Here is a 25875-nt window from a genome sequence, read left to right as displayed (position 1 = left end):
ATACGAGCAAAAATGCCAGCACCGAAGGTGATTTCAAATGCATTTTTGCTTGTAACTGTGAAGGTACTGAACAGTTACAAATCGTTTCAATTTCTTAATCCAGTATAGCAAAAAAATCTCAAAAAAACAAGGAAAGAGCGAGTAACCGGTAACACTATTCAAAAAAAACGGAAATGAAAAATCTGAGAAAATGTTGACGAAAATACAGGTGAATGATATGATAAAAGAAAAAGTAACCGGTTACTTTAAGCACCAAAAGAAAGGAAACGATAAGAATGAAAGATCTTGTACATGTAAAAGCTCCGGGAAACTGGATCAACGATCCGAACGGTTTTATCTATTACAAAGGCAAATATCACCTGTTTTTTCAGCATTTTCCGTATGCGCCGGAATGGGGAACCATGCACTGGGGACATACGGTCAGTGAGGATCTGGTGCACTGGGAGTATCAGGGAATCGCACTGTTTCCAACCAAAGAATATGATCAGAATGGTGTGTTTTCCGGTACTGCACTGGAAGAAGATGGTAAGCTGAAGATTTATTACAGCGCGGTAAAATATCTGAAACCAGACCCGGAAGATATTCACCGGGTACTGGACGATGCCATTCAGACGAGCCAGGCAATGATCGTATCGGAAGACGGGTTCCATTTTAATAACTGGGATAAAAAGAAGGTGCTGCCGACTGTTCATGATGAAGAGGTCGGAGAGCCGAAGATGAGAGATCCGAAGGTGTGGAAAGACGGAGACAGCTATTATATGATGATGGGAAGCTCGTATCATGACGCTGGTAGAGTTCTCTTTTATACGAGTAAAGACGGAGAAAACTGGACTTACGCAAATCAGTGCCGGCCAGAATCATACGGATGGACGATCGAGTGTCCGGATCTGTTTTCTCAGAATGATCAGTGGATTTTCATCGGCTGTCCGATGCGTCTGACACCGGGGGAAAAGAAATATCCGGACCAGGCTGTGTGGGCGCTGGCGGAATTTGATCCGAAGACCTGTGAACTGAAGCTGTCGGATACTCACAGTTATGTGGATTACGGTCTGGATCTGTATGCACCGCAGACGACACTGGATGCGGAGGGAAGAAGAGTGATGATCTCATGGATGCGTATGCCGATGGCAGTGACAGACAGTACGGATCGCCCGGCATGGAACGGTATGATGAGCAGTGCTCGCGTGGTGGAAGAAAAAGAGGGACATCTGTATTTCCACATGCATCCACAGGTGGACGCATACCTCAGCGCGGAAACTACAGCCGAAGAGGCAGCAGAGAGTGGAAAAGTCTTCCGGATCCGGACGGATCTTTCTGAGGGAGAAACCTTAAATATTGGTGGGTATGTGATCAGCCGCAGCGAAGGAAAGATCGTTGGCGACCGGTCAGCTGTTCTTGAAGGATGTGACGAAGTGCGAACTGTAGGTGCGACTCCGGTGATCGAGGGTGCGGCACAGCTGGATATTCTGGTGAACGATCATCTGATTGAAATCTTTGTCAACGACGGTCAGTATGTGCTCAGCCATGTGGTTTACGGAAAATCTAAAAAGATTTCCGGAAAATATGAAAAAGTTCTGGTGGGAAAATAAGAAAGATGGTATACTTATTAAGGAAATTTATAATTGACTTTAATTTATAAGTAATAATAAGTTTTACTAATAAGAAAAGTGTTGTATAATCATTTTTGTAAAGGAAATGATGATAACCCGTCAGGAGGTAACCAAATGATTAAAGCTGTTGTTGGAGCAAACTGGGGAGATGAAGGAAAAGGTAAGATTACCGATATGCTGGCTAAAGAAGCGGACATTATCGTTCGTTTCCAGGGTGGAGCCAATGCCGGACATACCATCGTAAATGATTACGGCAAGTTCGCACTGCATACTCTGCCGTCAGGTGTATTTTATAATCATACCACAAGCGTGATCGGAAACGGTGTTGCACTGAATGTACCACTGGTTTTCAAAGAGATCCAGGATATCGTATCCAAAGGGGTACCGACACCGAAGATCCTGATTTCCGACCGTGCACAGATGGTAATGTCTTATCACATTCTGTTTGATCAGTACGAAGAAGAACGTCTGGGTGGCAAATCCTTCGGATCCACAAAATCAGGTATCGCTCCTTTTTATTCTGATAAATTTGCAAAGATCGGTTTTCAGGTCAGCGAGTTGTTTGACGAGGAAGCGCTGAAAGAAAAAGTAGCAGGCATCTGCGAGAAAAAGAACGTTATGCTGGAGCATCTGTATCACAAACCGCTTCTGAAACCGGAAGAGATTTTTGAAGAGCTGATGAGCTACAAGAAGATGCTGGAGCCATATGTATGCGACGTATCTTTGTTCCTGTGGAACGCACTGAAAGAAGGAAAAGAGATCCTGTTAGAGGGTCAGCTGGGATCCTTAAAAGACCCGGATCACGGTATTTACCCAATGGTAACTTCTTCCTCCACACTGGCAGGATACGGTGCAGTAGGAGCAGGTGTACCGCCATATGAGATCAAGAAAATCATCACCGTATGTAAAGCATACTCCAGCGCAGTAGGAGCAGGTGCATTCGTATCCGAGATCTTCGGAGACGAGGCAGATGAGCTGAGACGCAGAGGCGGAGACGGCGGCGAGTTCGGTGCAACAACCGGAAGACCGAGACGTATGGGATGGTTCGATGCAGTGGCTTCCAAATACGGATGCCGTATGCAGGGAACTACCGATGTAGCGTTCACCGTACTGGATGTTCTGGGATATCTGGATGAGATTCCGGTATGTGTAGGATACGACATCGACGGCGAAGTAACTACAGACTTCCCGACCACCACACTGCTGGAAAAGGCAAAGCCGGTGTATGAAACTCTGCCGGGATGGAAATGCGATATCCGCGGTATCAAGAAATACGAAGATCTGCCGGAAAACTGCAGAAAATACATCGAATTCGTAGAAGAGAAGATTGGTTTCCCGATCACCATGATTTCCAATGGCCCGGGAAGAGATGATATCATCTACAGATAAGAAATGCTATACCGGGATTGCTTTTTTGTTTTGCAATTTTGCAATTCTCAAAAACGAATAGAAAACGGGGAGCTTGCATAAGCAGGCTGAGAGGAGACTGGCAGCGTTTCGACCCATAACCTGATTTGGATAATGCCAACGTAGGGATGATTTACAGAGAAAAACAGGCACACCATCCTTTTGGTGTGTCTGTTTTGGCTTGCGTTGCATATCAATAATTGATCCGGTGGATCAATTTTGATACGCGGCGGATTGGGGGCACCACCTTTCGTCGCTATAAAAAAGTAATGGTGAATTCATATGCAAAGGAGAAAAAATATGAGAACAGCATTAACAATCGCTGGCAGTGATTCCAGCGGAGGCGCCGGCATCCAGGCAGATATCAAGACGATGATGGCCAATGGCGTATATGCCATGAGTGCCATCACGGCTCTGACAGCCCAGAATACAACCGGCGTAACAGCAATTATGGAGGCAACTGAGGAATTTTTAGGAGAGGAACTGGACAATATTTTCACAGATATCTTTCCGGATGCAGTGAAGATCGGAATGGTTTCGTCCTCCGGTCTGATCATAAAGATTGCAGAAAAACTGAAAGAGTATGATGCAAAAAATATCGTGGTTGATCCGGTTATGGTGGCTACCAGCGGAGCCAGACTGATCAGTGAAGACGCGGTAAGCACCTTAAAAGAATATCTGTTTCCGCTGGCACAGATCCTGACACCGAATATCCCGGAGGCAGAAGTACTTTCCGGTATGACTATCACTTCTGAAGCGGAGATGATGGAGGCGGCTAAAGTGATCGGTGATCAGTACGGATGTGCGGTTCTGTTAAAAGGCGGTCATAAGGTGAATGATGCCAATGACTTGCTTTATCATGAAGGAACCTGCCAATGGTTTTACGGAAAACGAATCGATAACCCGAATACTCATGGAACCGGCTGTACGCTTTCCAGCGCGATCGCTTCCAACCTGGCAAAGGGATTTCCTATGGATGTGTCTGTAGAGCGCGCAAAGGCCTATATTTCCGGTGCTCTGGCAGCTATGCTGGATCTCGGCAAGGGCAGCGGTCCGATGAACCACGGATTTGCCATTACCGGAGAATATGCAAAGGAGGTACAGGATCATGAGTGAAAAACGGACTTCTTTGTTTGAAAACGGACTGATATGGTTCGGTGCGGGAGTATCTATCGCAGAGATCCTGACCGGAACGTATCTGGCGTCTCTGGGGATGAAAAAAGGTCTGGCAGCTATTTTGTTGGGACATCTGATCGGCTGCGTCCTTTTATTTTTAGCAGGTGTGATCGGCGGTAAAGTGCGAAAAAGTGCAATGGAAACCGTAAAAATCAGCTTTGGACAGAAAGGCAGTCTGTTATTTGCCCTGTTAAATGTGATCCAGCTGGTGGGCTGGACGGCCATCATGATCTATGACGGTGCACTGGCAGCCAATCAGGCAGTCGGTGTGGGTAACTGGGTCTGGTGTCTGGTGATCGGTGGACTGATCATCCTGTGGCTTGTGATCGGTATCACAAATCTTGGAAAATTAAATACAGTTGCGATGGCGGCGTTGTTTATTCTGACACTGATCCTCTGTAAAGTTATTTTCTTTGGAGATTACCATGCAGCGAGCGTGGCAGCGGACGGACTGACCTTTGGAGCAGCAGTGGAACTGGCGGTTGCAATGCCGTTATCCTGGCTGCCGCTGATCAGTGATTACACAAGAGAAGCAAAAGAGCCGGTCAAAGCGACCGCAGTGAGTGCTGTTGTATATGGAGTGATCAGCTGTTGGATGTATCTGATCGGTATGGGGGCTGCCATCTATACCGGCGAGAGTGATATCGCGCAGATCATGGTGAAGGCGGGACTTGGTATCGTGGGTCTTCTGATCATCATTTTCTCCACCGTTACCACGACTTTCCTGGATGCGTATTCCGCAGGAATCTCCAGTGAGACTCTGAGCCATAAATTGAACGGAAAATATATTGCCATTGGTGTGACGATTGTGGGCGCGCTGGCAGCTATTGTGTATCCGATGGATAATATCACGGATTTCTTATACCTGATCGGTTCGGTATTTGCTCCGATGATCGCGATCCAGATCGGGGATTTCTTCCTATTAAAAGAAGATCACAGTGAAAAAGAAATCCAGATCTCCAATATGATCCTGTGGGTGATCGGATTTGTTTTGTACCGGATGTTGATGAAGGTAGATCTGCCGGTGGGAAACACACTGCCGGATATGGTGATCACGATGGTACTTTGTCTGATCTGGGGAAAAGTGGCTGGAAAGAAAAATAAGTAAAAAAAGTATTATAAATGAAATGTTCAGAAAGAGGTGTCGACAGAAGAAGCTGCTGACACTTCTTTTCTTTATGCGAACAGTATGTCAAAGTGTGAAACAAAGGGAAAAGGCGCATACCTTTGGAGAGAGGTATACGCCTTGCGTAAGAAAAATGTGATGTATGTAATCGGAGAAGTGATACTTCTTCCGCGATTACTGTTTTGGAATATCCATCGGATAGTGATTGTCAAAGCAGGCTCTGCACAGTGGCAGGTCACCGACCATCGACTGGAGATCTTCGATCTTCATATATCCTAAGGAATCAGCTCCAATTAACTGTCGGATCTCTTCCGTTGAATGGGAAGAGGCGATCAACAGCTGATTGGACGGTACATCGGTACCGAAATAACATGGGTACAGGAAAGGCGGTGAGCTGACGCGCACATGCACTTCTTTTGCACCGGCATGTTTCAGAAGGTGGATCAGATTGGCGATCGTAGTTCCACGCACGATGGAGTCATCGACCAGCACAATATTTTTTCCTTTGACAGCGGATTCCAGGACGCTTAATTTCAGACGTACACTGGATTCCCGTTCCTTCTGAGTAGGCTTGATAAAGGTACGGCCTACATAGCTGTTTTTATAGAATGCCAGTCCAAAAGGAATTCCGGATTCCGCCGCGAATCCCTGTGCGGCAGTAATTCCTGAGTCAGGAACACCGACGACCAGGTCAGCATCTGCGGGATAGGCTTTGGCAAGCGCTGCACCGGCACGAAGTCGGGACTCATATACGGAGATGCCGTCCAGTTTGCTGTCCAGACGGGCAAAGTAAATGTATTCAAAAATGCAATGAGCCTGCCGGGACTGACATAAGGTAAGGTTAGAGGTGATACCTTCCCGGGTGATCGTTACGATCTCACCAGGTTTGATATCACGGAGGAACTGTGCACCGATTGCAGTCAGTGCACAACTTTCAGAGGCGATGATATAAGAATCATCTCTCTTACCAAGACAAAGAGGTTTCAGTCCAAGGGGATCACGGACACCGATCAGCTTGCGGGGGCTTGCGATGACCAGACCGTAAGCACCTTTGATCTTTTCGGCGGTCTTCATGATCGCTTCTTCGACCGATTTGGTACGGACTCTTTCTCTGGCAATATAATAAGCAATAACCTCTGAATCAGTTGTTGTATGGAAAATGGCTCCGTTTTGCGCAAGTTCATTGCGAAGCTCTTCGGTATTTACCAGATTGCCGTTATGAGCGAGAGCCAGAGTTCCCTTAATATAATTCAGAACCAGGGGCTGAGCGTTACTCAATGTAGCCGCCCCTGTTGTGGAATAACGGACATGCCCGATACCGAGATTTCCTTTCATATTTGAAAGAACATCTTCTTTAAAAACTTCACTGACAAGTCCCATCCCTCTTTGTACATTCATATTTCCCTTGGGACCGCTGGTGTCAAACACAGCGATTCCGCAGGATTCCTGTCCACGGTGCTGCAGGGAAGAGAGCCCGTAATAGATGGAAGAGGCTGCATCTTCCCCGTGGGGATTATAAATACCGAATACACCGCAGGCTTCTTTAATCCGTTCATCCTGACACATAGATTCCACCTCACTACAGGGAGAACAAAAGCTGATCGTAAGTAGGATAGCTCAGGATAGAATCTGGAATTAAAGCTTCAATATCACTGGCAATGGTACGGATGTCTTCCATTTTTGCCAGTACCTGATCATGGAATGCTTCTGCACATTTCTGGGTATCTTCCAGAGCGAAAGAAGTATCAATCAGGGTTTTCAGTTCTGTTACCTCTGCAGTCAGAGTAGTGTAAGCAGTGGACAGTTTTTCAACCAGTGCTTCTTCCGAAGCAGTATCAGCGGCAGCCATAAAGGATTTCTTTGCTGCTGCGTTTTTGGAAACCTCAGCGGCATAGGTGCTGACAGCCGGCAGAAAATCTTTGGTGATCATCTCTGCAAGAGTACGAGCCTCGATACCGATGGTTTTTACATAGTTTTCCAGTTTGATCTCATAACGGGAAGCCAGTTCTTCTTTTGTAAATACATGATGTTTGGTGAACAGTTCCACGTTTTTATCTGCTAACAGCTGTGGCAGGCAGTCCGGAGTAGACGGCAGATTATATAATCCGCGTTTTTCTGCTTCAGCAACCCACTCATCGGTATAACCGTTGCCGTTGAAGATAACTTTTTTATGTTTGCGGATGGCACGTTTGATCAGTTCATGTACGGCCTGTTCCATATCTTCCGGTTTGGTTCCTTCCAGTTCGGTATAAAACTGAGACAGAGCTTCTGCAACAGCAGTGTTCAGTACCACATTCGGGTTTGCAACAGATGCTGCAGAACCAAGCATACGGAATTCAAATTTATTACCTGTGAAGGCGAATGGTGAAGTACGGTTACGGTCTGTGGTATCTTTTACAAAGTGCGGAAGTACATGAGCACCGATATCCAGCTGTACTTTTTTCTGTTTTCCGAAGAAAGTATCATTTTCGATGGATTCCAGAACTGCAGTCAGTTCATCACCAAGGAAGATGGATACGATAGCCGGCGGAGCTTCGTTACCGCCCAGACGGTGATCGTTGCCGGCGCTGGTTGCAGATACACGCATCAGATCTGCATATTCATCTACGGCTTTGATGACAGCCATCAGAAATACCAGGAACTGGATATTCTGTGCCGGTGTGCTTCCCGGATTTAACAGGTTTACCCCATCGTTGGTTATCAGAGACCAGTTGTTATGTTTACCGCTTCCGTTGATGCCCTCGAATGGTTTTTCATGTAACAGGCATACCAGACCATGTTTGTCAGCCACTTTTTTCATGATTTCCATGGTCAGCTGGTTGTGGTCAACGGCTACGTTTGCGGTATCGAAGATCGGAGCCAGCTCATGCTGTGCAGGAGCAACTTCGTTATGTTTTGTTTTTGCCGGGATACCAAGTTTCCACAACTCTACATCCAGATCATGCATATAAGCAGCAACCTTTGGTTTCAGTGAACCAAAGTAATGATCTTCCATTTCCTGTCCTTTTGGAGCAGGTGCACCAAACAGAGTACGTCCGCAGAATACCAGGTCTTTTCTCTTCTTATACAGGTCTTTGTCTACCAGGAAGTATTCCTGTTCCGGTCCGATGGTTGTGGATACGCTGGTAACAGTTTCATTTCCCAGGAGTTTCAGCATCTTTACTGCTTCTGTGTTCAGTGTCTCCATGGAACGGAGCAGAGGGGTTTTCTTATCCAGTGCCTCACCGCTGTAAGAACAGAAAGCCGTCGGAATATATAAAGTACCATCTTTAATGAAAGCCGGTGATGTAGGATCCCATGCTGTATAACCTCTTGCCTCGAAAGTAGCACGAAGTCCGCCTGACGGGAAACTGGATGCATCCGGTTCACCTTTTACCAGTTCTTTTCCGGAAAAGTCCATGATAACTTCGCCGTCACCAACCGGTGTGATGAAACTGTCATGTTTTTCAGCTGTGAAACCGGTCATCGGCTGGAACCAATGGGTGTAGTGAGTGGCACCGTTTTCTACAGCCCATTCTTTCATGGCAACGGCTACAGAATTAGCTACGTCCAACTCAAGATGAGTTCCGTTTTCGATTGTTTTGCGAAGTGCTTTGTACATATCCTTCGGCAGTTTGTTACGCATTACCTTATCGTTAAAAACAAGGCTTCCATATAAAGCAGGAATTTCTTCATGTGTCATGATTTGTTCTCCTTTCTGATTGCCATAGTGTTTTCAGAATGTTTAAAGATAAAAAAAGACGCCTTGAACCTGTTTCCAAGTTCAAAGCGCCATTGCTTTATGTCCTGTAGTATACACGGATATTCTGGATTGTCAATCCCTGATTTGAAAAAAAACAAAAAAATTTTCCGGATTTGCATGGAAATAAACATTACATTGTTGAAGAAAATGGGGTATTATGCTACGATGATTTAATAAAATATTTTGCGCTTATGGAATAATGAGGAGGAACTGTAACGGTATCTACAGTGCGCTGGAGCAGATTCGGAAAAGACTCAGCGAAGAGACCACTTACACAGAGGGTGTGTCAGAAGTTCCGGAAGGCGAAGATCCGATTCGGTGGTTTTTGACAGAGGGAAAAGAAGACAATGATGTGTATTATGCCGAAACAGCCGCAGAAGCGTTTCGTGCGTATGGTATTCTGACCCGCTACGTGGAAGGATACTATCTGTCCGGGGATGATATTCACAGCGAAGCAAGCGGGATTAATAAACTGACCGGGGCAGGCGAGTAAAAATACTGCTCTGGAAGATCCGTCCTTTGAGGCAAATCAGGTTGCTTCTGGTTATTCTTTGTCTTGGGATTCTGGAGATCGGAAGAATCCTGGACTATGAGTGGATGCACAGAAAATTTGCCCGGGCAGATCAACAGAAAAAAGTCCGCATCTATACAGAAGAAATGCAGAAATTGCCGGCTTTTCTCGGAATATCTATGAGCCTTGGATGGAAAACCGGTGAAGTAGATCAGAAAATTCATGAAAAATATCAGGGAGTAGAGGCAGGTGCATATCTTCGCGTATGTGAGATTCTGGAAAATCTATCTATGGACAGCAGAATCTGGAGCCTTATGAGATGCGGACAGTCTCTGCATTTATGAAAAAACTGGAAGTAATCGGAGGTAATACACTCAACCGGAAAGAGAGAATAGAACTTCGATATGGTTATGTTGTACGGATAATGGAAAAAATCTGTCGAAAAACAGGGCAAAAAGGAAAAACAAAAAAAAACAGCAGAAAAGAATTGACAAAATAAAAGGAAAGGGACATAATATTAGCATTAAAAAGCACTGACAAAGGCGTCAGAGATCCGAAAGGGTTTCTGACGCCTTTTTGCGTAAGCAACGAGCCAAAGTATGTGGCTGCATGAGGCCTTGGCGACTGTTGCGACAACCTGAGAAATTCGGAAAACGTATTTCTCATAGTTTTTCAAACGAGGAGGAAAATGTGATGGCAGTAAAATATGTGTTTGTGACAGGTGGCGTAGTATCCGGCCTTGGAAAGGGAATTACGGCAGCTTCGCTTGGGAGACTTCTGAAAGCCAGAGGCTATAAAGTGACTATGCAGAAGTTTGACCCATATATCAACGTGGATCCGGGTACGATGAATCCTATTCAGCATGGGGAAGTGTTCGTTACGGATGACGGTACCGAGACGGATCTGGATCTGGGACACTATGAACGATTCATTGATGAGAGCCTGGATAAGAATTCCAATGTGACAACTGGAAAAATCTACTGGTCCGTTCTGCAAAAAGAACGTCACGGAGATTATGGCGGAGGAACCGTACAGGTAATCCCGCATATAACTAATGAAATCAAAGATCGTTTTTATAAACCAAAGTCAGAGGATGATAACCGCATAGCAATCATCGAGGTGGGTGGTACGGTAGGTGATATCGAAAGCCAGCCGTTTCTGGAGGCCATCCGTCAGTTTCAGCATGAAATCGGTCATGAGAATGCGGTTTTGATCCATGTGACTCTGATTCCGTATCTGAAAGCATCCGGGGAGATGAAGACAAAACCAACGCAGCAGAGTGTCAAGGAACTGCAGGGAATGGGCCTGTGGCCGGATGTTCTGGTATGTCGGAGTGAATATGAGATCTCGGAAGAGATGAAAGCAAAGATTGCACTGTTTTGTAACGTTCCGGTGAATCATGTATTACAGAATCTGGATGTGGATTATCTGTACGAGGCACCTCTTGCCATGGAAAAAGAACATCTGGCACAGGTGGTATGTGAATCTCTGCAGCTTCCCTGCCCGGAACCGGATCTGAGTGACTGGAAAGAGATGGTAGACAGTTTGAGAAATCCGATCTACGAAGTGGAGATTGCCATGGTCGGAAAATACATTCAGCTGCATGATGCATATCTGAGTGTGGTAGAAGCACTGAAACACGGTGGAATCGCAGCACATGCGAATGTAAAGATCCGCTGGGTAGACTCTGAAGAAATCACACCGGAAAATGTAGCAGAGAAGTTAAAAGGAGTGGATGGTATTCTGGTACCTGGCGGTTTCGGAACCCGTGGTACGGAAGGAAAGATCGAGGCCATCCGCTATGCGAGAGAAGAAAAGATCCCGTTCCTTGGTATCTGCCTGGGTATGCAGATGGCGATCGTGGAATTTGCCAGAGATGTGATCGGCTATAAAGATGCCAACAGCATCGAGCTGGATCCGGAAACCACACATCCGGTCATTGCGCTGATGCCGGAACAAAACGGTGTGGAAGATCTGGGCGGAACCCTTCGCCTCGGTGCCTATCCATGTATCCTGAAAGAAGGAAGCAAGGCAAGAGAATTATACGGAACCGAAGAAATCAGCGAAAGACATCGTCATCGCTATGAAGTTAATAACGATTATCGACAGGAACTGGAAGAAAACGGAATGGTACTTTCCGGACTGTCACCGGACAAACGCATCGTAGAGATGCTTGAGATTCCCGGTCATCCATTCTTCGTGGGAACCCAGGGACATCCGGAACTGAAATCCAGACCAAACCGCGCACATCCGCTGTTCCGCGGACTGATCCAGGCGGCAGTAGCGTATCACCAGTGAGAGGAGAAAATGTGATGAAAGAAAATCAAGGTTTATATCGACAGCAATTTGAGCATGATAACTGTGGTATCGGAGCGGTCATCAACAGCAAAGGTATCAAAAGCCACACTACTGTAGAGAATGCTCTGAAAATCGTAGAAAATCTGGAACATCGTGCAGGAAAAGATGCAGAAGGAAAAACCGGAGACGGTGTAGGTATCCTCCTGCAGATCTCCCATAAGTTTTTCAAAAAAGAATGTGAAAAACTGGGAATCGAGATCGGAGAGGAGAGAGAATATGGTATCGCCCAGCTCTTCTTCCCGCAGGATGAACTGAAGTGCAACCAGGCAAAGAAGATGTTTGAGATCATCGTGGAAAAAGAAGGCCTGGAACTGCTTGGTTATCGTGAAGTTCCGGTTTATCCGGAAGTTCTCGGACACAAAGCCAGAGTCTGTATGCCACACATCGTGCAGGCATTTATCAAAAAACCTGTCCGTGTGGAAAAAGGTCTGGAATTTGACCGGAAACTGTACATCGCCCGCCGCGTCTTTGAACAGAGTAATGAAAATACGTATGTAGTATCTATGTCCAGCCGTACGATTGTATACAAAGGTATGTTTCTGGTAGGACAGTTGCGCACCTTCTTCGGCGATCTGCAGGATAAAGATTATGAATCAGCCATCGCCATGGTACACTCCCGTTTCAGTACCAACACGAATCCAAGCTGGGAGAGAGCGCATCCGAACCGCTTTATCGTACACAACGGTGAGATCAACACTATTCGCGGTAATGCCGACAAGATGCTGGCACGTGAGGAAACAATGGAATCCTCCCATCTGAAAAATCAGCTGCATAAGATCCTGCCGGTTGTAGATACCAGAGGATCTGACTCTGCCATGCTTGACAATACACTGGAATTTCTGGTCATGAGTGGTATGCCGCTTCCACTGGCAGTTATGATCACCATTCCGGAACCATGGACGAACAATAAAACACTGGATCAGGATGAGAGAGATTTCTATCAATATTATGCAACTATGATGGAGCCGTGGGACGGTCCTGCCTCCATTGTATTTTCTGACGGTGATCTGGTCGGTGCGGTTCTTGACCGTAACGGTCTGCGTCCATCCCGTTACTATGTATTAAAGAGCGGGGATGTGATCCTGGCTTCCGAGGTCGGCGTTCTGGAAGTACCGGAAGAAGAAATCGTGTTAAAAGAGCGTCTGCACCCTGGAAAGATGCTGTTAGTCGATACTGTAAAAGGAAAAATCTATCAGGATGAAGAACTGAAAGAAATCTATGCGACCAAACAGCCGTATGGTGAATGGCTCGACAGCAATCTGGTAGAATTGAAAGAACTGAAGATCCCGAACAAACATGTGGAAGAATACGGTAAAGAGCAGAGAAAACAGCTTCAGAAAGCATTCGGCTATACCTATGAAGAATATAAGAATTCTATCCGTACCATGGCATTGAACGGCGGAGAGTCAATTGCAGCCATGGGTGTGGATACACCACTGGCAGTACTTTCTGAAAAACAGAGACCGTTATTCGATTACTTCAAACAGTTATTTGCCCAGGTAACCAACCCGCCGATCGATGCGATACGAGAGGAGATCGTCACCAGCACCACGATCTATGTAGGTAAAAAGGGTAATCTGCTGGAGGAAAAACCGGAAAACTGCCAGGTATTAAAGATCAACAATCCGATCCTGACCAATACGGATATGCTGAAGATCAAACAGATGCACAAACCGGGATTCAAGGTGGCAGTTGTTCCGATTACCTATTATAAGAGTACGAAACTGGAACGCGCGATCGACCGTCTGTTTGTGGAAGTGGATAAAGCATACAAAGATGGTGCCAATATTCTGGTTCTTTCCGACCGAGGTGTGGATGAAAACCATGTGCCGATTCCGTCCCTGTTAGCGGTATCTGCCGTACATCAGCATCTGGTCAATACAAAGAAACAGACATCTCTGGCCCTGATCCTGGAGTCCGGGGAACCGAGAGAAGTCCATCATTTTGCAACACTGTTAGGTTATGGTGCATGTGCAGTCAACCCATATCTGGCCCAGGACAGTATCCGGGAACTGATCGAAGAAGGACTGCTTGACAAAGATTATTATGCCGCAGTGGATGATTACAATGCAGCAATCCTGCATGGTATCGTAAAGATTGCTTCCAAGATGGGTATTTCCACTATTCAGTCTTACCAGGGTGCGAAGATTTTTGAAGCCATCGGTATCTCTCAGAAAGTTATCGACAAATATTTCTCCGGAACCGTCAGCCGCGTGGGTGGTATCACTATGGAAGATATCGCAAAACAGGTGGATGAGAAACATTCCCAGGCATTTGACCCGCTGGGACTGGCCAGTGATCTGACACTGGACAGCCTTGGAAAACATAAAAGAAGAAGCGGTGGAGAAGAACACCGTTACAATCCACAGACCATTCATATGCTGCAGCAGTCCACCTGGACCGGAAGCTATGATATGTTCAAACAGTATACTGCAATGGTAGACGAAGAACAGAGCGGCTATCTGAGAAGTCTGATGGACTTTAATTATCCGGAAAATGGTGTGCCGATCGACGAAGTAGAAAGCGTGGATGAGATCGTAAAACGATTCAAAACCGGTGCCATGTCCTATGGTTCTATTTCTCAGGAAGCCCATGAGACACTGGCAATTGCCATGAATCATCTCCATGGAAAATCCAATACCGGTGAAGGCGGTGAAAGTGATGACAGACTGGATTCCGCAGGAAGCGATAATGACAGATGTTCTGCAATCAAACAGGTAGCATCCGGTCGTTTTGGTGTTACCAGCCGATATCTGGTAAGTGCAAGAGAGATTCAGATCAAGATGGCGCAGGGTGCAAAACCCGGTGAAGGCGGACATCTTCCGGCGAAAAAAGTATATCCGTGGATCGCAAAGACCAGACATTCCACACCGGGTGTGAGTCTGATCTCCCCGCCACCACATCATGATATTTATTCGATTGAAGACCTGGCACAGCTGATCTACGACCTGAAAAACGCAAATAAATACGCAGGAATCTCCGTAAAACTGGTTTCAGAAGCAGGTGTTGGTACGGTTGCGGCAGGTGTTGCCAAAGCCGGTGCACAGGTTATCCTGATCTCCGGATACGACGGAGGTACCGGAGCCGCTCCGGAAAGTTCTATCCACAACGCAGGTCTTCCATGGGAGATGGGACTTGCAGAGACCCATCAGACTCTGTTACAGAATGGTCTGAGAAACCGTGTCCGGATCGAGACAGACGGTAAACTGATGAGCGGCCGTGATGTGGCTATCGCAGCACTGCTCGGTGCGGAAGAGTTCGGTTTTGCAACCGCTCCGCTGGTAACCATGGGCTGCGTGATGATGAGAGTCTGCAACCTGGATACCTGCCCGGTAGGTGTAGCTACCCAGAATCCGGAACTGAGAAAACGCTTCAAAGGAAAACCGGAATACGTAGAGAACTTCATGCGCTTTATCGCTCAGGAGCTGCGGGAATATATGGCAAAACTGGGTGTTCGCACGATCGATGAGATGGTAGGAAGAAGTGACCTTCTGAAAGTAAAAGAAGACGCAAAAACACCGATGGCAGCAAAGATGGATCTGTCTCAGATCCTGTACAACCCATATGCGGGAGAAAAAGAGTGTGTGACGTTCAGTCCGGAAAAAGTATACGATTTCCAGCTGGAAAAAACGCTGGACGAGAAAGTACTGTTAAAGAAACTGGAGAAATCCGTAGAGAAGGGAACGAAAGCTTCTCTGGATCTGAAAGTCGGCAACACCGACCGTTCCTTCGGTACGATCCTCGGTGCAGAGATCACCCGTCAGCACAAAGACGGACTGCCGGAAGACACTATTACCATCAACTGTACCGGTGCCGGCGGACAGAGCTTCGGGGCATTTATCCCGAAAGGACTGACACTGCGCCTGTGCGGTGATACCAACGATTATTATGGAAAAGGACTTTCCGGTGGAAAACTGGTTGTCTTCCCGCCGAAGAACAGAGGATACAAAGCAGAAGAGAATATCATCGCCGGTAACGTAGCCCTGTATGGAGCCACCAGCGGTAAAGTATTTATCAATGGTGTGGCAGGGGAACGTTTTGCAGTCCGTAACTCCGGAGCCTACGCAGTTGTAGAGGGTGTGGGAGAACATGGATGTGAATATATGACCGGTGGCCGCGTGGTCGTTCTTGGTAAGACAGGAAAGAACTTTGCAGCAGGTATGAGCGGTGGTATCGCTTATGTACTCGATGAGAACAGCCATCTGTATCGGAATCTGAACAAAGATATGATTTCCATTGAAAAAGTGGAAAACAAATACGATATCAAAGAACTGAAAGAACTGATCGAGGAACATGTGGAAGCCACAGGATCCGAGAGAGGTGCGTTGATTCTGGAGCATTTCCAGGAGTATCTGCCCAAATTCAAAAAGATCATCCCGAATGATTTCAAGAAGATGATCGCTCTTTCTGCAAAGCTGGAAGAGAAAGGAATGAGCACAGAGCAGGCACAGATGGAAGCATTCTATGAAAGTTTCCAGACCAAACCGACGGAGGAGTAAGAGAAATGGGAAAAGCGACAGGATTTTTGGAATATGAAAGAAAAAACGCAGCAGTAGAGGAACCTTTGAAACGAATCCGTCATTTTAACGAATTCCGTACTCCGCTGCCTTTAGAAGAACAGCAGAAACAGGGAGCACGCTGTATGGAGTGTGGCGTTCCTTTCTGCCAGAACGGAGCCATGTTAGCCGGCATGGCTTCGGGCTGTCCGTTGCATAATCTGGTACCGGAAACCAATGATCTGGTGTACAGCGGCAACTGGAAACAGGCCTATGAAAGACTTACAAAAACACACAGTTTCCCGGAGTTTACCAGCCGTGTCTGCCCTGCACTCTGCGAGGCGGCATGTACCTGTAATCTGAACGGAAAACCGGTATCCACAAAAGAAAATGAGCGTGCCATCATCGAACATGCTTACGAGATGGGCTGGGTACAGCCACAGACTCCGAAGATCCGTACCGGAAAGAAAGTGGCGGTAGTAGGAAGTGGTCCTTCCGGACTGGCAGCAGCGCAGCAGTTAAACCGCAGAGGACACAGTGTGACCGTTTTCGAACGCCATGACCGGATCGGTGGACTGCTCCGTTATGGTATTCCTAACATGAAGCTGGATAAAAAGATTCTGGATCGCAGAATCGAGCTGATGAAAGCCGAAGGTGTGGAATTTAAGACCGGTGTGGATGTGGGAAAAGATATCACGGCAGAAGAACTGAAAAGACAGTTTGACCGTGTGATCCTGGCATGCGGAGCTTCCAACCCCAGGGATATCAATGTGCCGGGAAGAGAGAGCGGCAATATTTACTTCGCAGTGGAATATCTTTCTTCTGTAACCAAGAGCCTGCTGGATTCAGGATTTGCAGATGGAAAGGCAATCTCTGCAAAAGGAAAACACGTGTTAGTCATCGGTGGTGGTGATACCGGTAACGACTGTGTGGGTACCGCTGTCCGCCAGGGAGCAAAATCCGTCACACAGCTGGAGATGATGCCAAAACCGTCCGTGGAGCGACTGCCATCCAACCCGTGGCCGGAGTGGCCGAAGGTACTGAAAACTGATTACGGTCAGGAAGAAGCTATCGCAGTCTTCGGTCAGGATCCGCGAATCTATAAAACAACGGTAAAAGAATTCCAGAAAGACAAAAACGGAAATGTGAAAAAAGCAGTGATCGTCAGCCTGGAGCCTAAAAAAGATGAAAAGAGCGGACGTATGATGATGGTTCCCGTTGAGGGAAGTGAGAAAGTTATAGATGCGCAGCTGGTATTGATCGCAGCCGGTTTTCTGGGAAGCCAGAAATACGTCACCGATGCCTTCAAAATCGATCTGAACCCGAGAACCAATGTTCTGACAAAACCGGACGAATACGAAACCAGCGTTTCGGGTGTTTTCACCGCCGGTGATATGCACCGCGGTCAGTCACTGGTTGTATGGGCTATCCGGGAAGGAAGAGAGGCAGCGAAAGCCGTGGATCGATCCCTGATGGGATATACAAACCTGTAAAATTTTTAATGAAGTATTGACAAGAGAAAGTCCGATTGCTATAATACGGAACATAAAAGGCAAGGGCGTCTTATCCGAAGGGGAAACTCTGGATAAGGTCGCCCTTTTTGAGTTGTGAAAAACGTAACTGTTCAGCAGACAGTAACGTGAAACTGCCGAACAGCTGCAATAGCATCCTTTGGAGTGACAGAACGTAACTGATAATATATGCGTAAGAAAAAGGAGAACAATATGGAGAATTATAGTAAATCGGAGATTCTGCAGATGGTGGAGGAAGAAGATGTAGAATTCATCCGCCTGCAGTTTACAGATATGTTTGGAGTATTAAAAAATGTGGCAATCCCGAGCAGCAGACTGATCAAAGCTATGGAAAACCGTTGTACCATCGATACCGCATCCCTGGATGGATTTACCGGTGAGGAAGAAAGAGATCTGTATCTGAAACCGGATCTGAGCACGTTTTCCATTCTGCCATGGAGACCCCAGCAGGGGAAGGTTGCTCGTTTTCTCTGTGATGTGTGCAGAGAAGATGGCACAGAGATTGAGGACAGTCCGAGATCTATTTTAAAAAGAGTAGTAAAAAAGGCACAGGAAAAAGGGTACACACTGAAGGTCAATCCGGAGTGCGAATTCTTCCTGTTTCATACCGATGACAATGGAATGCCAACCACGCTGACGCATGAAAAGGCCGGTTATCTGGATACTTCCCCTATTGATCTGGGAGAAAATACGAGAAGAGATATCATTCTTACATTAGAAGAGATGGGATATGAGATCGATTCCTCCCATCATGAGATTTCTCCGGCACAGCATGAAATTGATTTTACTTATGAAAATGCGATGGCCACTGCAGATAAGATCATGACTTTTAAGATGGCAGTCCGTACAATTGCAAAGCGTTACGGTCTCCATGCAACTTTTATGCCGAAACCACGGGCAGAAGTTAATGGTTCCGGCATGCATCTGAACATGCGGCTGTTGAAAGACGGAAAGAATATATTCAAAGGTGAGGATGGAGCATTAAGTGCAGAAGGTGAAGCATTTCTTGCGGGTATCCTGTATCATATACAGGGTATGACTGCGGTAATGAATCCACTGGTGAATTCTTATAAACGGCTGGTTCCCGGATTCGAGGCACCTTCAGAAGTGACCTGGTCAAGAATACAGAGAAATGCACTGGTCCATGTAAGAAAAGAACGTGGTGGAGAAGTGAATCTGGAACTTCGCAGTCCGGACTCCGCGTCCAATCCGTATCTGGTATTTGCCCTGTGTCTGGCAGCAGGTATGGAAGGTATTGAAAAAGGACTGCAGGTTCCGGAAGAACTTACCAAGGATATCCGGAACCTGAATGAAGAAGAGAAAAAACTTCTTGGAATCCAGATGCTGCCGGAAAATCTTGGGGAGGCCATCAAAGCCATGGGACAGGATACTCTTGTATCAAAAGTTCTGGGAGAAACATACCGTAAAGGATATATGAAGGCCAAACGAAAAGAATGGAAAGATTATCTGGAACAGGTGTCCGAATGGGAACTGAACCGGTATCTTTATCGCGTATAGATAAGGGAGGCAGCTGATGAGTGTGGTGGTAATCGTCTTACCAAAGCTGGAAGACGCAAAGAAAATCCGTAAGATCCTGATGGGACATGGATTTCCACAGGTATTTGCTTATGCTACCGCTTCCGCTGCTCTTTCGGAGATCAGGGAACATGAGTCGGGAATGGTGATCAGCGGGTATCATCTGAAAGATATGTATTATACGGAACTCGCTGACAGCCTTCCTCCTCACTTCGAACTGGTTCTTCTGGGATCTGCCAGTACCGTCAGTGCGGCAGACACCGGAATCTTATCTCTTACCACACCGTTAAAGGTCTATGATCTGGTCAATACTGCAGAGATGGTACTGCACCAGATGGAACGGATGGCAAAGAAAGCCAGAAAGCCGAAACGGCGCAGTGAACGGGAAGACAATTATATAAAAAATGCGAAAGTACTTTTAATGGAACGTAATCATCTGAGTGAAGAGGAGGCTCATCGCTATATTCAAAAAAGCAGCATGGATAATGGAACCAACATGGTAGAGACAGCACAGATGATCCTGACCTTACTGTTTGAAGAAGGCTGACGGAAATTGCATGAAAAGGAGAATGTGATATGGAATTCATTACAGGATTAAAACAACAGGAAGAAGCAGAATTAGAAGATCTGCTGAAAGCAGAGGAAGGAACAACGATTATTCTGGAAGGGGCAGTGCACAGCATCCGTGATATGGGTGAAATCGCATTTGTGATTTTGAGAAAAAGGGAAGGACTGATCCAGACCGTATGGGAAGAAGGAAAGACAGATATGGAACTTTCTGAGATCAGAGAGGGAGATTACATCCATGTGACCGGTCAGATCAAAGACGAAGAGCGGGCTCCCCATGGGAAAGAAGTACGGCTGTCCACCATCCGTCACCTGTCTCACGTATCCTGTCCATTGCCACTTCCCATTGACAAATGGAAATTAAACACTTCTCTGGAAGCAAAATTAGACCGTCGTTCCCTTTCTTTGAGAAATATCAGAGAACGGGCAAGATTCCGTATTCAGGAAGGAATAGTTCGAGGCTTCCGTGATTTCCTCTATGAGCAGGGATTTACCGAGATCCACACACCAAAGATCGGTGCAAAGAGTGCTGAGGGTGGTGCAAACATGTTCCGGCTTTCTTATTTTCACAGACCGGCGGTTCTGCAGCAGAGTCCTCAGTTATATAAACAGATGATGGTCGGTGTATTTGACCGTGTCTTTGAAACCGGTCCGGTATTCCGTGCAGAAAAACACAACACCAGAAGACATCTGAATGAATACACCAGTCTGGACTTTGAGATGGGATATATCCACAGTTTCCTTGATATCTGTGCGATGGAAACCGGCTTCCTGCAGTATACGATGAACCTGCTGGAAAAAGAGTACAGCAAAGAGTTGAAACTTCTGAACATCACACTGCCGGATGTGGAAAAGATCCCTTATGTTCGCTTTGATGAAGCGAAACGCCTGGTTTCCGAAAAATACAACAGAAAGATCAGAAACCCTTTCGACCTGGAACCGGAAGAAGAGGAACTGATCGGAAAATATTTCAAAGAAGAATACAATGCAGATTTTGTATTTGTGACACACTATCCGAGTAAAAAACGTCCGTTCTATGCGATGGATGATCCGGAGGATACCCGTTATACCTTAAGTTTTGACCTTCTGTATCATGGTCTCGAGATCACCACCGGAGGACAGCGTATCCACGATCTGTCCATGCTGGAAGAGAAGATCCAGGAGAAAGGTATGACAGAAGAAGGCCTGGAACAGTATCTGGATGCGTTCCGCTTCGGTATGCCGCCACACGGTGGACTGGGTATCGGTCTGGAACGACTGACCATGCAGTTACTGGGAGAAGATAATGTAAGAGAAGCCTGCTTATTCCCGAGAGATATGAGCAGACTGGAGCCGTAAGACGGCAGAAAGGAGTCAGGGAATGAGCGAGAGAAAAATAGATGAAGCAACCATGGATAACGTAGAGATCCTTGCAAAACTGGCGCTGACGCCACAGGAGAGACAGAAAGCCATGGATGAGATGGAAAAAATCCTGACCTATGTGGAAAAATTAAATGAACTGGATACGGATCAGGCAGAGCCGCTGGTACATATCTTACCGGAGGTGAATGTCTTCCGGGAAGACCAGGTGACCAACGGGGACGGCAGAAAAGACTCTCTGGCAAATGCCCCGAAGGCAAAAGAAGATCAGTATATCGTACCAAAGACCGTATAGCAGGAGGAAGAAGCAATGGAAGAAATCTTACAGATGTCTGCGCTGGAACTGTCAAAACAGATCCGGCACGGCTCCGTCAGTGTAAAAGAAGCAGTGGAAGCCTGCAAAAAACAGATACAGACGTCAGAACCCCAGGTGCATGCTTATGTTTCCATGGATGAAAAGATTCTGGCTCATCGGATCAAAGAAGTAGAAGAAGGAATCAAAAGCGGCAGATACACCGGTCCGCTGGCAGGTGTACCGATCGCTGTGAAAGATAATATCTGTACCAGAGGACAGAAAACCACCTGTTCTTCAAAAATGCTGGAAAACTTTGTGCCGACCTATGATGCACAGGCAGTGAAGCAGTTAGAAGATGCCGGAATGGTTATCCTCGGAAAAACCAATATGGATGAATTCGCCATGGGAAGTACGACAGAGACTTCCGCATTCGGCGTTACCAGAAACCCCTGGAATCCGGAACATGTACCGGGTGGCTCTTCCGGCGGTTCCTGCGCGGCTGTGGCAGCGGGAGAAGCGGTAATGGCACTCGGTTCCGATACCGGTGGTTCCATCCGTCAGCCGTCAGCCTACTGTGGTGTGACCGGACTGAAACCGACTTACGGAAGAGTATCCCGTTATGGTCTGATCGCTTATGCATCCTCTCTGGATCAGATCGGACCGATCGGTAAAAATGTAAAAGACTGTGCAGCTCTTTTTGAGATTATCGCAGGACATGACAGCAAAGACAGCACCAGCGCCGATGTACCGGTGGAATCTTATGATAGCCTGGTATCCGGTGGATTAAGCGGCATGCGCATCGGTATTCCAAAAGAATATCTGGCAGAAGGCTGTGACGAAGAAGTGAAAAAAGCTCTGGCAGATGCCGTTCATACCTTGAGTAAAAACGGTGCTGTAGTAGAATTCTTCTCCCTGGGAATGGTAGATTATGTAATTCCGGCATATTATATCATCGCCTGTGCGGAAGCAAGCTCCAACCTGGAGCGTTTCGACGGTGTAAAATACGGCTACCGTACCCCGGGTGCGACAGAACTGCATGAAATGTACAAAAAGAGTCGTGCGGAAGGCTTCGGCGAGGAAGTAAAACGAAGAATTCTTCTGGGATCCTTCGTACTGAGTGCCGGTTACTACGATGCCTATTATATGAAAGCACTGCGTGCCAAAGGCCTGATCAAGAAAGAATTTGACAAAGCATTCCAGAAATACGACTGCATCCTGGCTCCGGCTTCTCCGACCACTGCCCCGAAGATCGGCACCAGTTTAAGTGATCCGCTGCAGATGTACCTGAGTGATATCTACACCGTGGCCGTGAACCTGGCAGGTCTTCCGGCCGTCAGCCTTCCATGCGGTATGGACAGCAGGGGACTGCCGATCGGTATGCAGCTGATCGGTGACTGCTTCCAGGAAAAGAAGATACTCCGGGCAGCAGCCGCTTACGAACAACTGCGGGTAGAATTTCCCAAAGCCTGGGCAAAGGAGGAAAAATAAATGGCAAAACAGTATGAAACCGTGATCGGTCTGGAAGTTCACGTAGAACTTGCCACGGCAACGAAAATCTTTTGCGGATGCTCCACAAAGTTTGGTGCAGCACCGAATACCCATACCTGCCCGGTTTGTACCGGTATGCCAGGATCCCTCCCGGTATTAAATAAAAAAGTAGTGGAATATGCACTTGCACTTGGAATGGCTGCAAACTGTGAGATCAACCGGTATTGCCGGTTTGACCGGAAAAACTATTTCTACCCGGATAATCCGCAAAACTATCAGATTTCCCAGTTATATCTGCCGATCTGTCACGATGGACATCTGGAGATCACAACAGAAAACGGCAAAAAAACCATTCGGATACACGAGATGCATATGGAAGAGGATGCCGGAAAGCTGATCCATGATGAATGGGAAGACTGCTCTCTGGTAGATTATAATCGAAGCGGTGTCCCGCTGATCGAGATCGTATCCGAGCCGGATATGCGTACAGCCCAAGAGGTTATTGCTTATCTGGAAAAGCTGCGTATGATCTGTCAGTATCTTGGTATCTCCGACTGTAAATTACAGGAAGGCTCCATGCGTGCCGACGTCAATCTCTCCGTAAGAGAGGTGGGAAGCGATCGTATGGGAACCCGTACCGAGATGAAGAACCTGAACTCTTTCAAAGCGATCACCCATGCGATCGAGGGTGAGAGAGAACGTCAGATCGAACTGTTGGAAGAAGGAAAAGAAGTCATTCAGGAGACCCGCCGCTGGGACGATAACAAAGAATCCTCCCATGCGATGCGTTCTAAGGAAGATGCAAAAGACTACCGTTATTTTCCGGATCCGGATCTGCAGCCGATGCAGATTCCAACGGAATGGATGGAACAGATCCGAAGCCGTCAGCCGGAATTTCAGGAAGAACGCGCAGCCCGATACGAAGAACAGTACGGTCTTCCGGCATATGATGCCTCTATTCTGACCCAGACCAAACATATGGCAGATATGTTCGAACAGACTGCCGATCTGTGCGGAAACCCGAAAAAGGCAGCCAACTGGCTGATGGGAGAGGGGCTGCGGTTGCTGAAAGAAAAAGGAATGGAAGCCGAAGATATGGACTTTACCCCGAAACACCTGGCAGACCTGATCCAGGCGGTCGAAGGAGGAAAAATCAATCAGGCAAATGCGAAAAAAGTATTTGCAAAGATCCTGGAAGACGATGTGGAGCCATTGGCATACATGGAAAAAGAAGGACTCCTGATGGTATCTGACAGTGGCGCCATCGAAGGAGCAGTTGATCAGGTACTTGCGGAGAATCCGAAGACCGTGGAAGAATTCCACAGTGGAAAAGAAAAAGTCCTTGGTTTCCTGGTTGGTCAGGTCATGAAAAAGATGCGTGGCAAAGCAGACCCGGGAATGGTCAACGAACTGCTTCGGAAAAAATTATAAAAATGTGAAAAAGCGTAAGGAAAGGAACAACAATCATGCCAAAGTTAAATGAAAATTATCTGCAGTTAAAAGACAGCTATCTTTTCTCAGAGATTGCACACCGTACTGCTGCTTACAGCGAAAAACATCCGGACAAACCGGTGATCCGACTGGGAATCGGTGATGTTACCCGTCCGCTGTGCGAATGTGCCATCAAAGCGCTTCATGAGAGCGTAGACGAGATGGGACAGTCTGCTACTTTCAAAGGTTACGGTCCGGAACAAGGATATGCAAAAACAAGAGATGCCATCGCAGCTTATTATAAAAGAAACGGCGTGGAAGTGGATGCAGATGCGATCTTTATTTCTGACGGAGCCAAAAGTGATACAGGAAACATCACCGAGCTTTTCGGTCACGACAATGTGATCCTGATTCCGGATCCGGTCTACCCGGTATATGTGGATTCCAATACCATGTGCGGAAATAAAGTAACGTATATCAGCGGTAATGCAGACAACGATTTCCTTCCGATGCCGGACCACAGCCAGCATGTAGATGTTATCTACATCTGCTCTCCGAACAACCCCACCGGAGCATGCTATAACAAAGAACAGCTGAAAGAATGGGTAGACTACGCACTGGAAAACGAAGCCGTAATCCTGTACGATTCCGCATATGAAGCTTTCATTTCCGATCCGGAACTGCCAAGAAGCATCTATGCTATTGAAGGAGCCAGAAAATGCGCCATCGAGTTTTGCTCCCTGTCCAAAACCGCCGGTTTCACCGGAACCCGCTGTGGCTACACCGTAGTTCCGAAAGAACTGGTATTTACCTCCTCCGATGGAAGAAAAATGTCCCTGAACGCAATGTGGAACCGCCGTCAGAGCACCAAATACAACGGAACCTCCTACATCGTACAGAACGCGGCAGCAGCCATCTTCTCAGAAGAAGGAATCAAAGAATGCCAGGAAAACCTGAACTACTACAAAAAGAATGCCAAAGTCATCGCAGACACCCTGACAGAACTTCAGATCCCGTTCTACGGTGGTATCCACTCCCCATACATCTGGTTCGAGTGCCCGAACGGCATGGACTCCTGGACCTGCTTTGACTACTTACTTGAAAACATCCAGGTGGTAGGAACCCCGGGTGCCGGATTCGGCGAAAACGGCAAAAACTACTTCCGCCTGACCTCCTTCGGAACCTACGAATCCACTGTAGAAGCCATGAACCGCTTCAAAAAACTCTTCGCGAAATAAACC

The 25875-nt window shown here is 46.8% G+C and carries 18 protein-coding genes and 1 riboswitch; of the genes, 16 read left to right on the top strand and 2 right to left on the bottom strand.

Going from position 1 to position 25875, the window contains the following annotated elements:
* Window positions 1-275 precede the first annotated feature (275 nt).
* From MSA64_RS03530 to cytX, 4 genes are all read left to right on the top strand, one after another.
* Window positions 276-1589, top strand: a complete 1314-nt coding sequence (locus MSA64_RS03530) for a glycoside hydrolase family 32 protein (RefSeq protein WP_287890571.1) — start codon at window positions 276-278, stop codon at window positions 1587-1589.
* A gap of 135 nt (window positions 1590-1724) precedes the next feature.
* Entirely contained in the window at window positions 1725-2999 is a 1275-nt protein-coding gene (locus tag MSA64_RS03525) for an adenylosuccinate synthase (protein ID WP_022172849.1), read from the top strand.
* 55 nt (window positions 3000-3054) lie between these two features.
* Window positions 3055-3163, top strand: a riboswitch (TPP riboswitch).
* 154 nt (window positions 3164-3317) lie between these two features.
* Window positions 3318-4133, top strand: a complete 816-nt coding sequence (thiD, locus tag MSA64_RS03520; RefSeq protein ID WP_287890569.1) for a bifunctional hydroxymethylpyrimidine kinase/phosphomethylpyrimidine kinase — start codon at window positions 3318-3320, stop codon at window positions 4131-4133.
* Window positions 4126-5301, top strand: coding sequence for a putative hydroxymethylpyrimidine transporter CytX (cytX, locus tag MSA64_RS03515; protein WP_154431379.1), 1176 nt, complete (start codon window positions 4126-4128; stop codon window positions 5299-5301). The genes thiD and cytX overlap by 8 nt, the downstream gene beginning before the upstream one ends.
* A gap of 192 nt (window positions 5302-5493) precedes the next feature.
* Here cytX and purF read toward each other — a convergent pair whose 3' ends face one another.
* Together purF and MSA64_RS03505 are read right to left on the bottom strand one after the other, a co-directional pair.
* Window positions 5494-6885, bottom strand: a complete 1392-nt coding sequence (gene purF, locus MSA64_RS03510) for an amidophosphoribosyltransferase (RefSeq protein ID WP_154431380.1) — start codon at window positions 6883-6885, stop codon at window positions 5494-5496.
* 13 nt (window positions 6886-6898) lie between these two features.
* On the bottom strand, window positions 6899-9001 hold the full coding sequence (locus MSA64_RS03505; protein WP_287890566.1) for a glutamine synthetase III family protein: 2103 nt from the start codon (window positions 8999-9001) through the stop codon (window positions 6899-6901).
* 259 nt (window positions 9002-9260) lie between these two features.
* Between MSA64_RS03505 and MSA64_RS03500 the strand changes: the two genes are divergently transcribed.
* From MSA64_RS03500 to MSA64_RS03445, 12 genes are all read left to right on the top strand, one after another.
* Window positions 9261-9554, top strand: coding sequence for a transglutaminase domain-containing protein (locus MSA64_RS03500; RefSeq protein ID WP_287890565.1), 294 nt, complete (start codon window positions 9261-9263; stop codon window positions 9552-9554).
* Between the two features lie 26 nt (window positions 9555-9580).
* A complete protein-coding gene (locus MSA64_RS03495) occupies window positions 9581-9916 on the top strand; it encodes a hypothetical protein (RefSeq protein WP_287890564.1) in 336 nt (111 codons plus the stop codon).
* A gap of 349 nt (window positions 9917-10265) precedes the next feature.
* Window positions 10266-11870, top strand: a complete 1605-nt coding sequence (locus MSA64_RS03490) for a CTP synthase (protein ID WP_154431385.1) — start codon at window positions 10266-10268, stop codon at window positions 11868-11870.
* 14 nt (window positions 11871-11884) lie between these two features.
* The gene (gltB, locus tag MSA64_RS03485; RefSeq protein ID WP_287890562.1) at window positions 11885-16429 is read left to right on the top strand and encodes a glutamate synthase large subunit; all 4545 of its coding nucleotides are present in this window, start codon (window positions 11885-11887) and stop codon (window positions 16427-16429) included.
* Between the two features lie 5 nt (window positions 16430-16434).
* On the top strand, window positions 16435-17919 hold the full coding sequence (locus MSA64_RS03480) for a glutamate synthase subunit beta (protein WP_154431387.1): 1485 nt from the start codon (window positions 16435-16437) through the stop codon (window positions 17917-17919).
* 231 nt (window positions 17920-18150) lie between these two features.
* A complete protein-coding gene (locus MSA64_RS03475; RefSeq protein ID WP_154431388.1) occupies window positions 18151-19476 on the top strand; it encodes a glutamine synthetase family protein in 1326 nt (441 codons plus the stop codon).
* A 16-nt stretch (window positions 19477-19492) separates the two neighbouring features.
* On the top strand, window positions 19493-20041 hold the full coding sequence (locus MSA64_RS03470; RefSeq protein WP_154431389.1) for an ANTAR domain-containing response regulator: 549 nt from the start codon (window positions 19493-19495) through the stop codon (window positions 20039-20041).
* A 29-nt stretch (window positions 20042-20070) separates the two neighbouring features.
* Window positions 20071-21399 carry an aspartate--tRNA(Asn) ligase gene (gene aspS / locus MSA64_RS03465; protein WP_022173122.1) on the top strand — a complete coding sequence of 443 codons (1329 nt, stop codon included), beginning with the start codon at window positions 20071-20073 and terminating at the stop codon, window positions 21397-21399.
* 22 nt (window positions 21400-21421) lie between these two features.
* Window positions 21422-21715, top strand: a complete 294-nt coding sequence (gene gatC / locus MSA64_RS03460) for an Asp-tRNA(Asn)/Glu-tRNA(Gln) amidotransferase subunit GatC (RefSeq protein ID WP_118567704.1) — start codon at window positions 21422-21424, stop codon at window positions 21713-21715.
* A gap of 15 nt (window positions 21716-21730) precedes the next feature.
* A complete protein-coding gene (gene gatA / locus MSA64_RS03455) occupies window positions 21731-23203 on the top strand; it encodes an Asp-tRNA(Asn)/Glu-tRNA(Gln) amidotransferase subunit GatA (RefSeq protein WP_287890559.1) in 1473 nt (490 codons plus the stop codon).
* Entirely contained in the window at window positions 23204-24634 is a 1431-nt protein-coding gene (gatB, locus tag MSA64_RS03450) for an Asp-tRNA(Asn)/Glu-tRNA(Gln) amidotransferase subunit GatB (RefSeq protein WP_154431391.1), read from the top strand.
* A gap of 35 nt (window positions 24635-24669) precedes the next feature.
* Window positions 24670-25872 carry an LL-diaminopimelate aminotransferase gene (locus MSA64_RS03445; RefSeq protein ID WP_154431392.1) on the top strand — a complete coding sequence of 401 codons (1203 nt, stop codon included), beginning with the start codon at window positions 24670-24672 and terminating at the stop codon, window positions 25870-25872.
* The last annotated feature ends 3 nt before the right edge of the window (window positions 25873-25875 follow it).

Origin of the sequence: Oliverpabstia sp., from assembly GCF_022785585.1 — a bacterium.
Taxonomy (GTDB): Bacteria; Bacillota; Clostridia; order Lachnospirales; family Lachnospiraceae; genus Oliverpabstia; species Oliverpabstia intestinalis.
This window is presented reverse-complemented; position numbering and strand designations above follow the sequence as displayed.

What these genes read in the sequence shown, in the direction of transcription:
- MSA64_RS03530 (WP_287890571.1), top strand. Translation starts at nt 276, where the DNA reads ATGAAAGATCTTGTACATGTAAAAGCTCCGGGAAACTGGATCAACGAT.
- MSA64_RS03525 (WP_022172849.1), top strand. Translation starts at nt 1,725, where the DNA reads ATGATTAAAGCTGTTGTTGGAGCAAACTGGGGAGATGAAGGAAAAGGT.
- thiD (WP_287890569.1), top strand. Translation starts at nt 3,318, where the DNA reads ATGAGAACAGCATTAACAATCGCTGGCAGTGATTCCAGCGGAGGCGCC.
- cytX (WP_154431379.1), top strand. Translation starts at nt 4,126, where the DNA reads ATGAGTGAAAAACGGACTTCTTTGTTTGAAAACGGACTGATATGGTTC.
- purF (WP_154431380.1), bottom strand. Translation starts at nt 6,885, where the DNA reads ATGTGTCAGGATGAACGGATTAAAGAAGCCTGCGGTGTATTCGGTATT.
- MSA64_RS03505 (WP_287890566.1), bottom strand. Translation starts at nt 9,001, where the DNA reads ATGACACATGAAGAAATTCCTGCTTTATATGGAAGCCTTGTTTTTAAC.
- MSA64_RS03500 (WP_287890565.1), top strand. Translation starts at nt 9,261, where the DNA reads ATGAGGAGGAACTGTAACGGTATCTACAGTGCGCTGGAGCAGATTCGG.
- MSA64_RS03490 (WP_154431385.1), top strand. Translation starts at nt 10,266, where the DNA reads ATGGCAGTAAAATATGTGTTTGTGACAGGTGGCGTAGTATCCGGCCTT.
- gltB (WP_287890562.1), top strand. Translation starts at nt 11,885, where the DNA reads ATGAAAGAAAATCAAGGTTTATATCGACAGCAATTTGAGCATGATAAC.
- MSA64_RS03480 (WP_154431387.1), top strand. Translation starts at nt 16,435, where the DNA reads ATGGGAAAAGCGACAGGATTTTTGGAATATGAAAGAAAAAACGCAGCA.
- MSA64_RS03475 (WP_154431388.1), top strand. Translation starts at nt 18,151, where the DNA reads ATGGAGAATTATAGTAAATCGGAGATTCTGCAGATGGTGGAGGAAGAA.
- MSA64_RS03470 (WP_154431389.1), top strand. Translation starts at nt 19,493, where the DNA reads ATGAGTGTGGTGGTAATCGTCTTACCAAAGCTGGAAGACGCAAAGAAA.
- aspS (WP_022173122.1), top strand. Translation starts at nt 20,071, where the DNA reads ATGGAATTCATTACAGGATTAAAACAACAGGAAGAAGCAGAATTAGAA.
- gatC (WP_118567704.1), top strand. Translation starts at nt 21,422, where the DNA reads ATGAGCGAGAGAAAAATAGATGAAGCAACCATGGATAACGTAGAGATC.
- gatA (WP_287890559.1), top strand. Translation starts at nt 21,731, where the DNA reads ATGGAAGAAATCTTACAGATGTCTGCGCTGGAACTGTCAAAACAGATC.
- gatB (WP_154431391.1), top strand. Translation starts at nt 23,204, where the DNA reads ATGGCAAAACAGTATGAAACCGTGATCGGTCTGGAAGTTCACGTAGAA.
- MSA64_RS03445 (WP_154431392.1), top strand. Translation starts at nt 24,670, where the DNA reads ATGCCAAAGTTAAATGAAAATTATCTGCAGTTAAAAGACAGCTATCTT.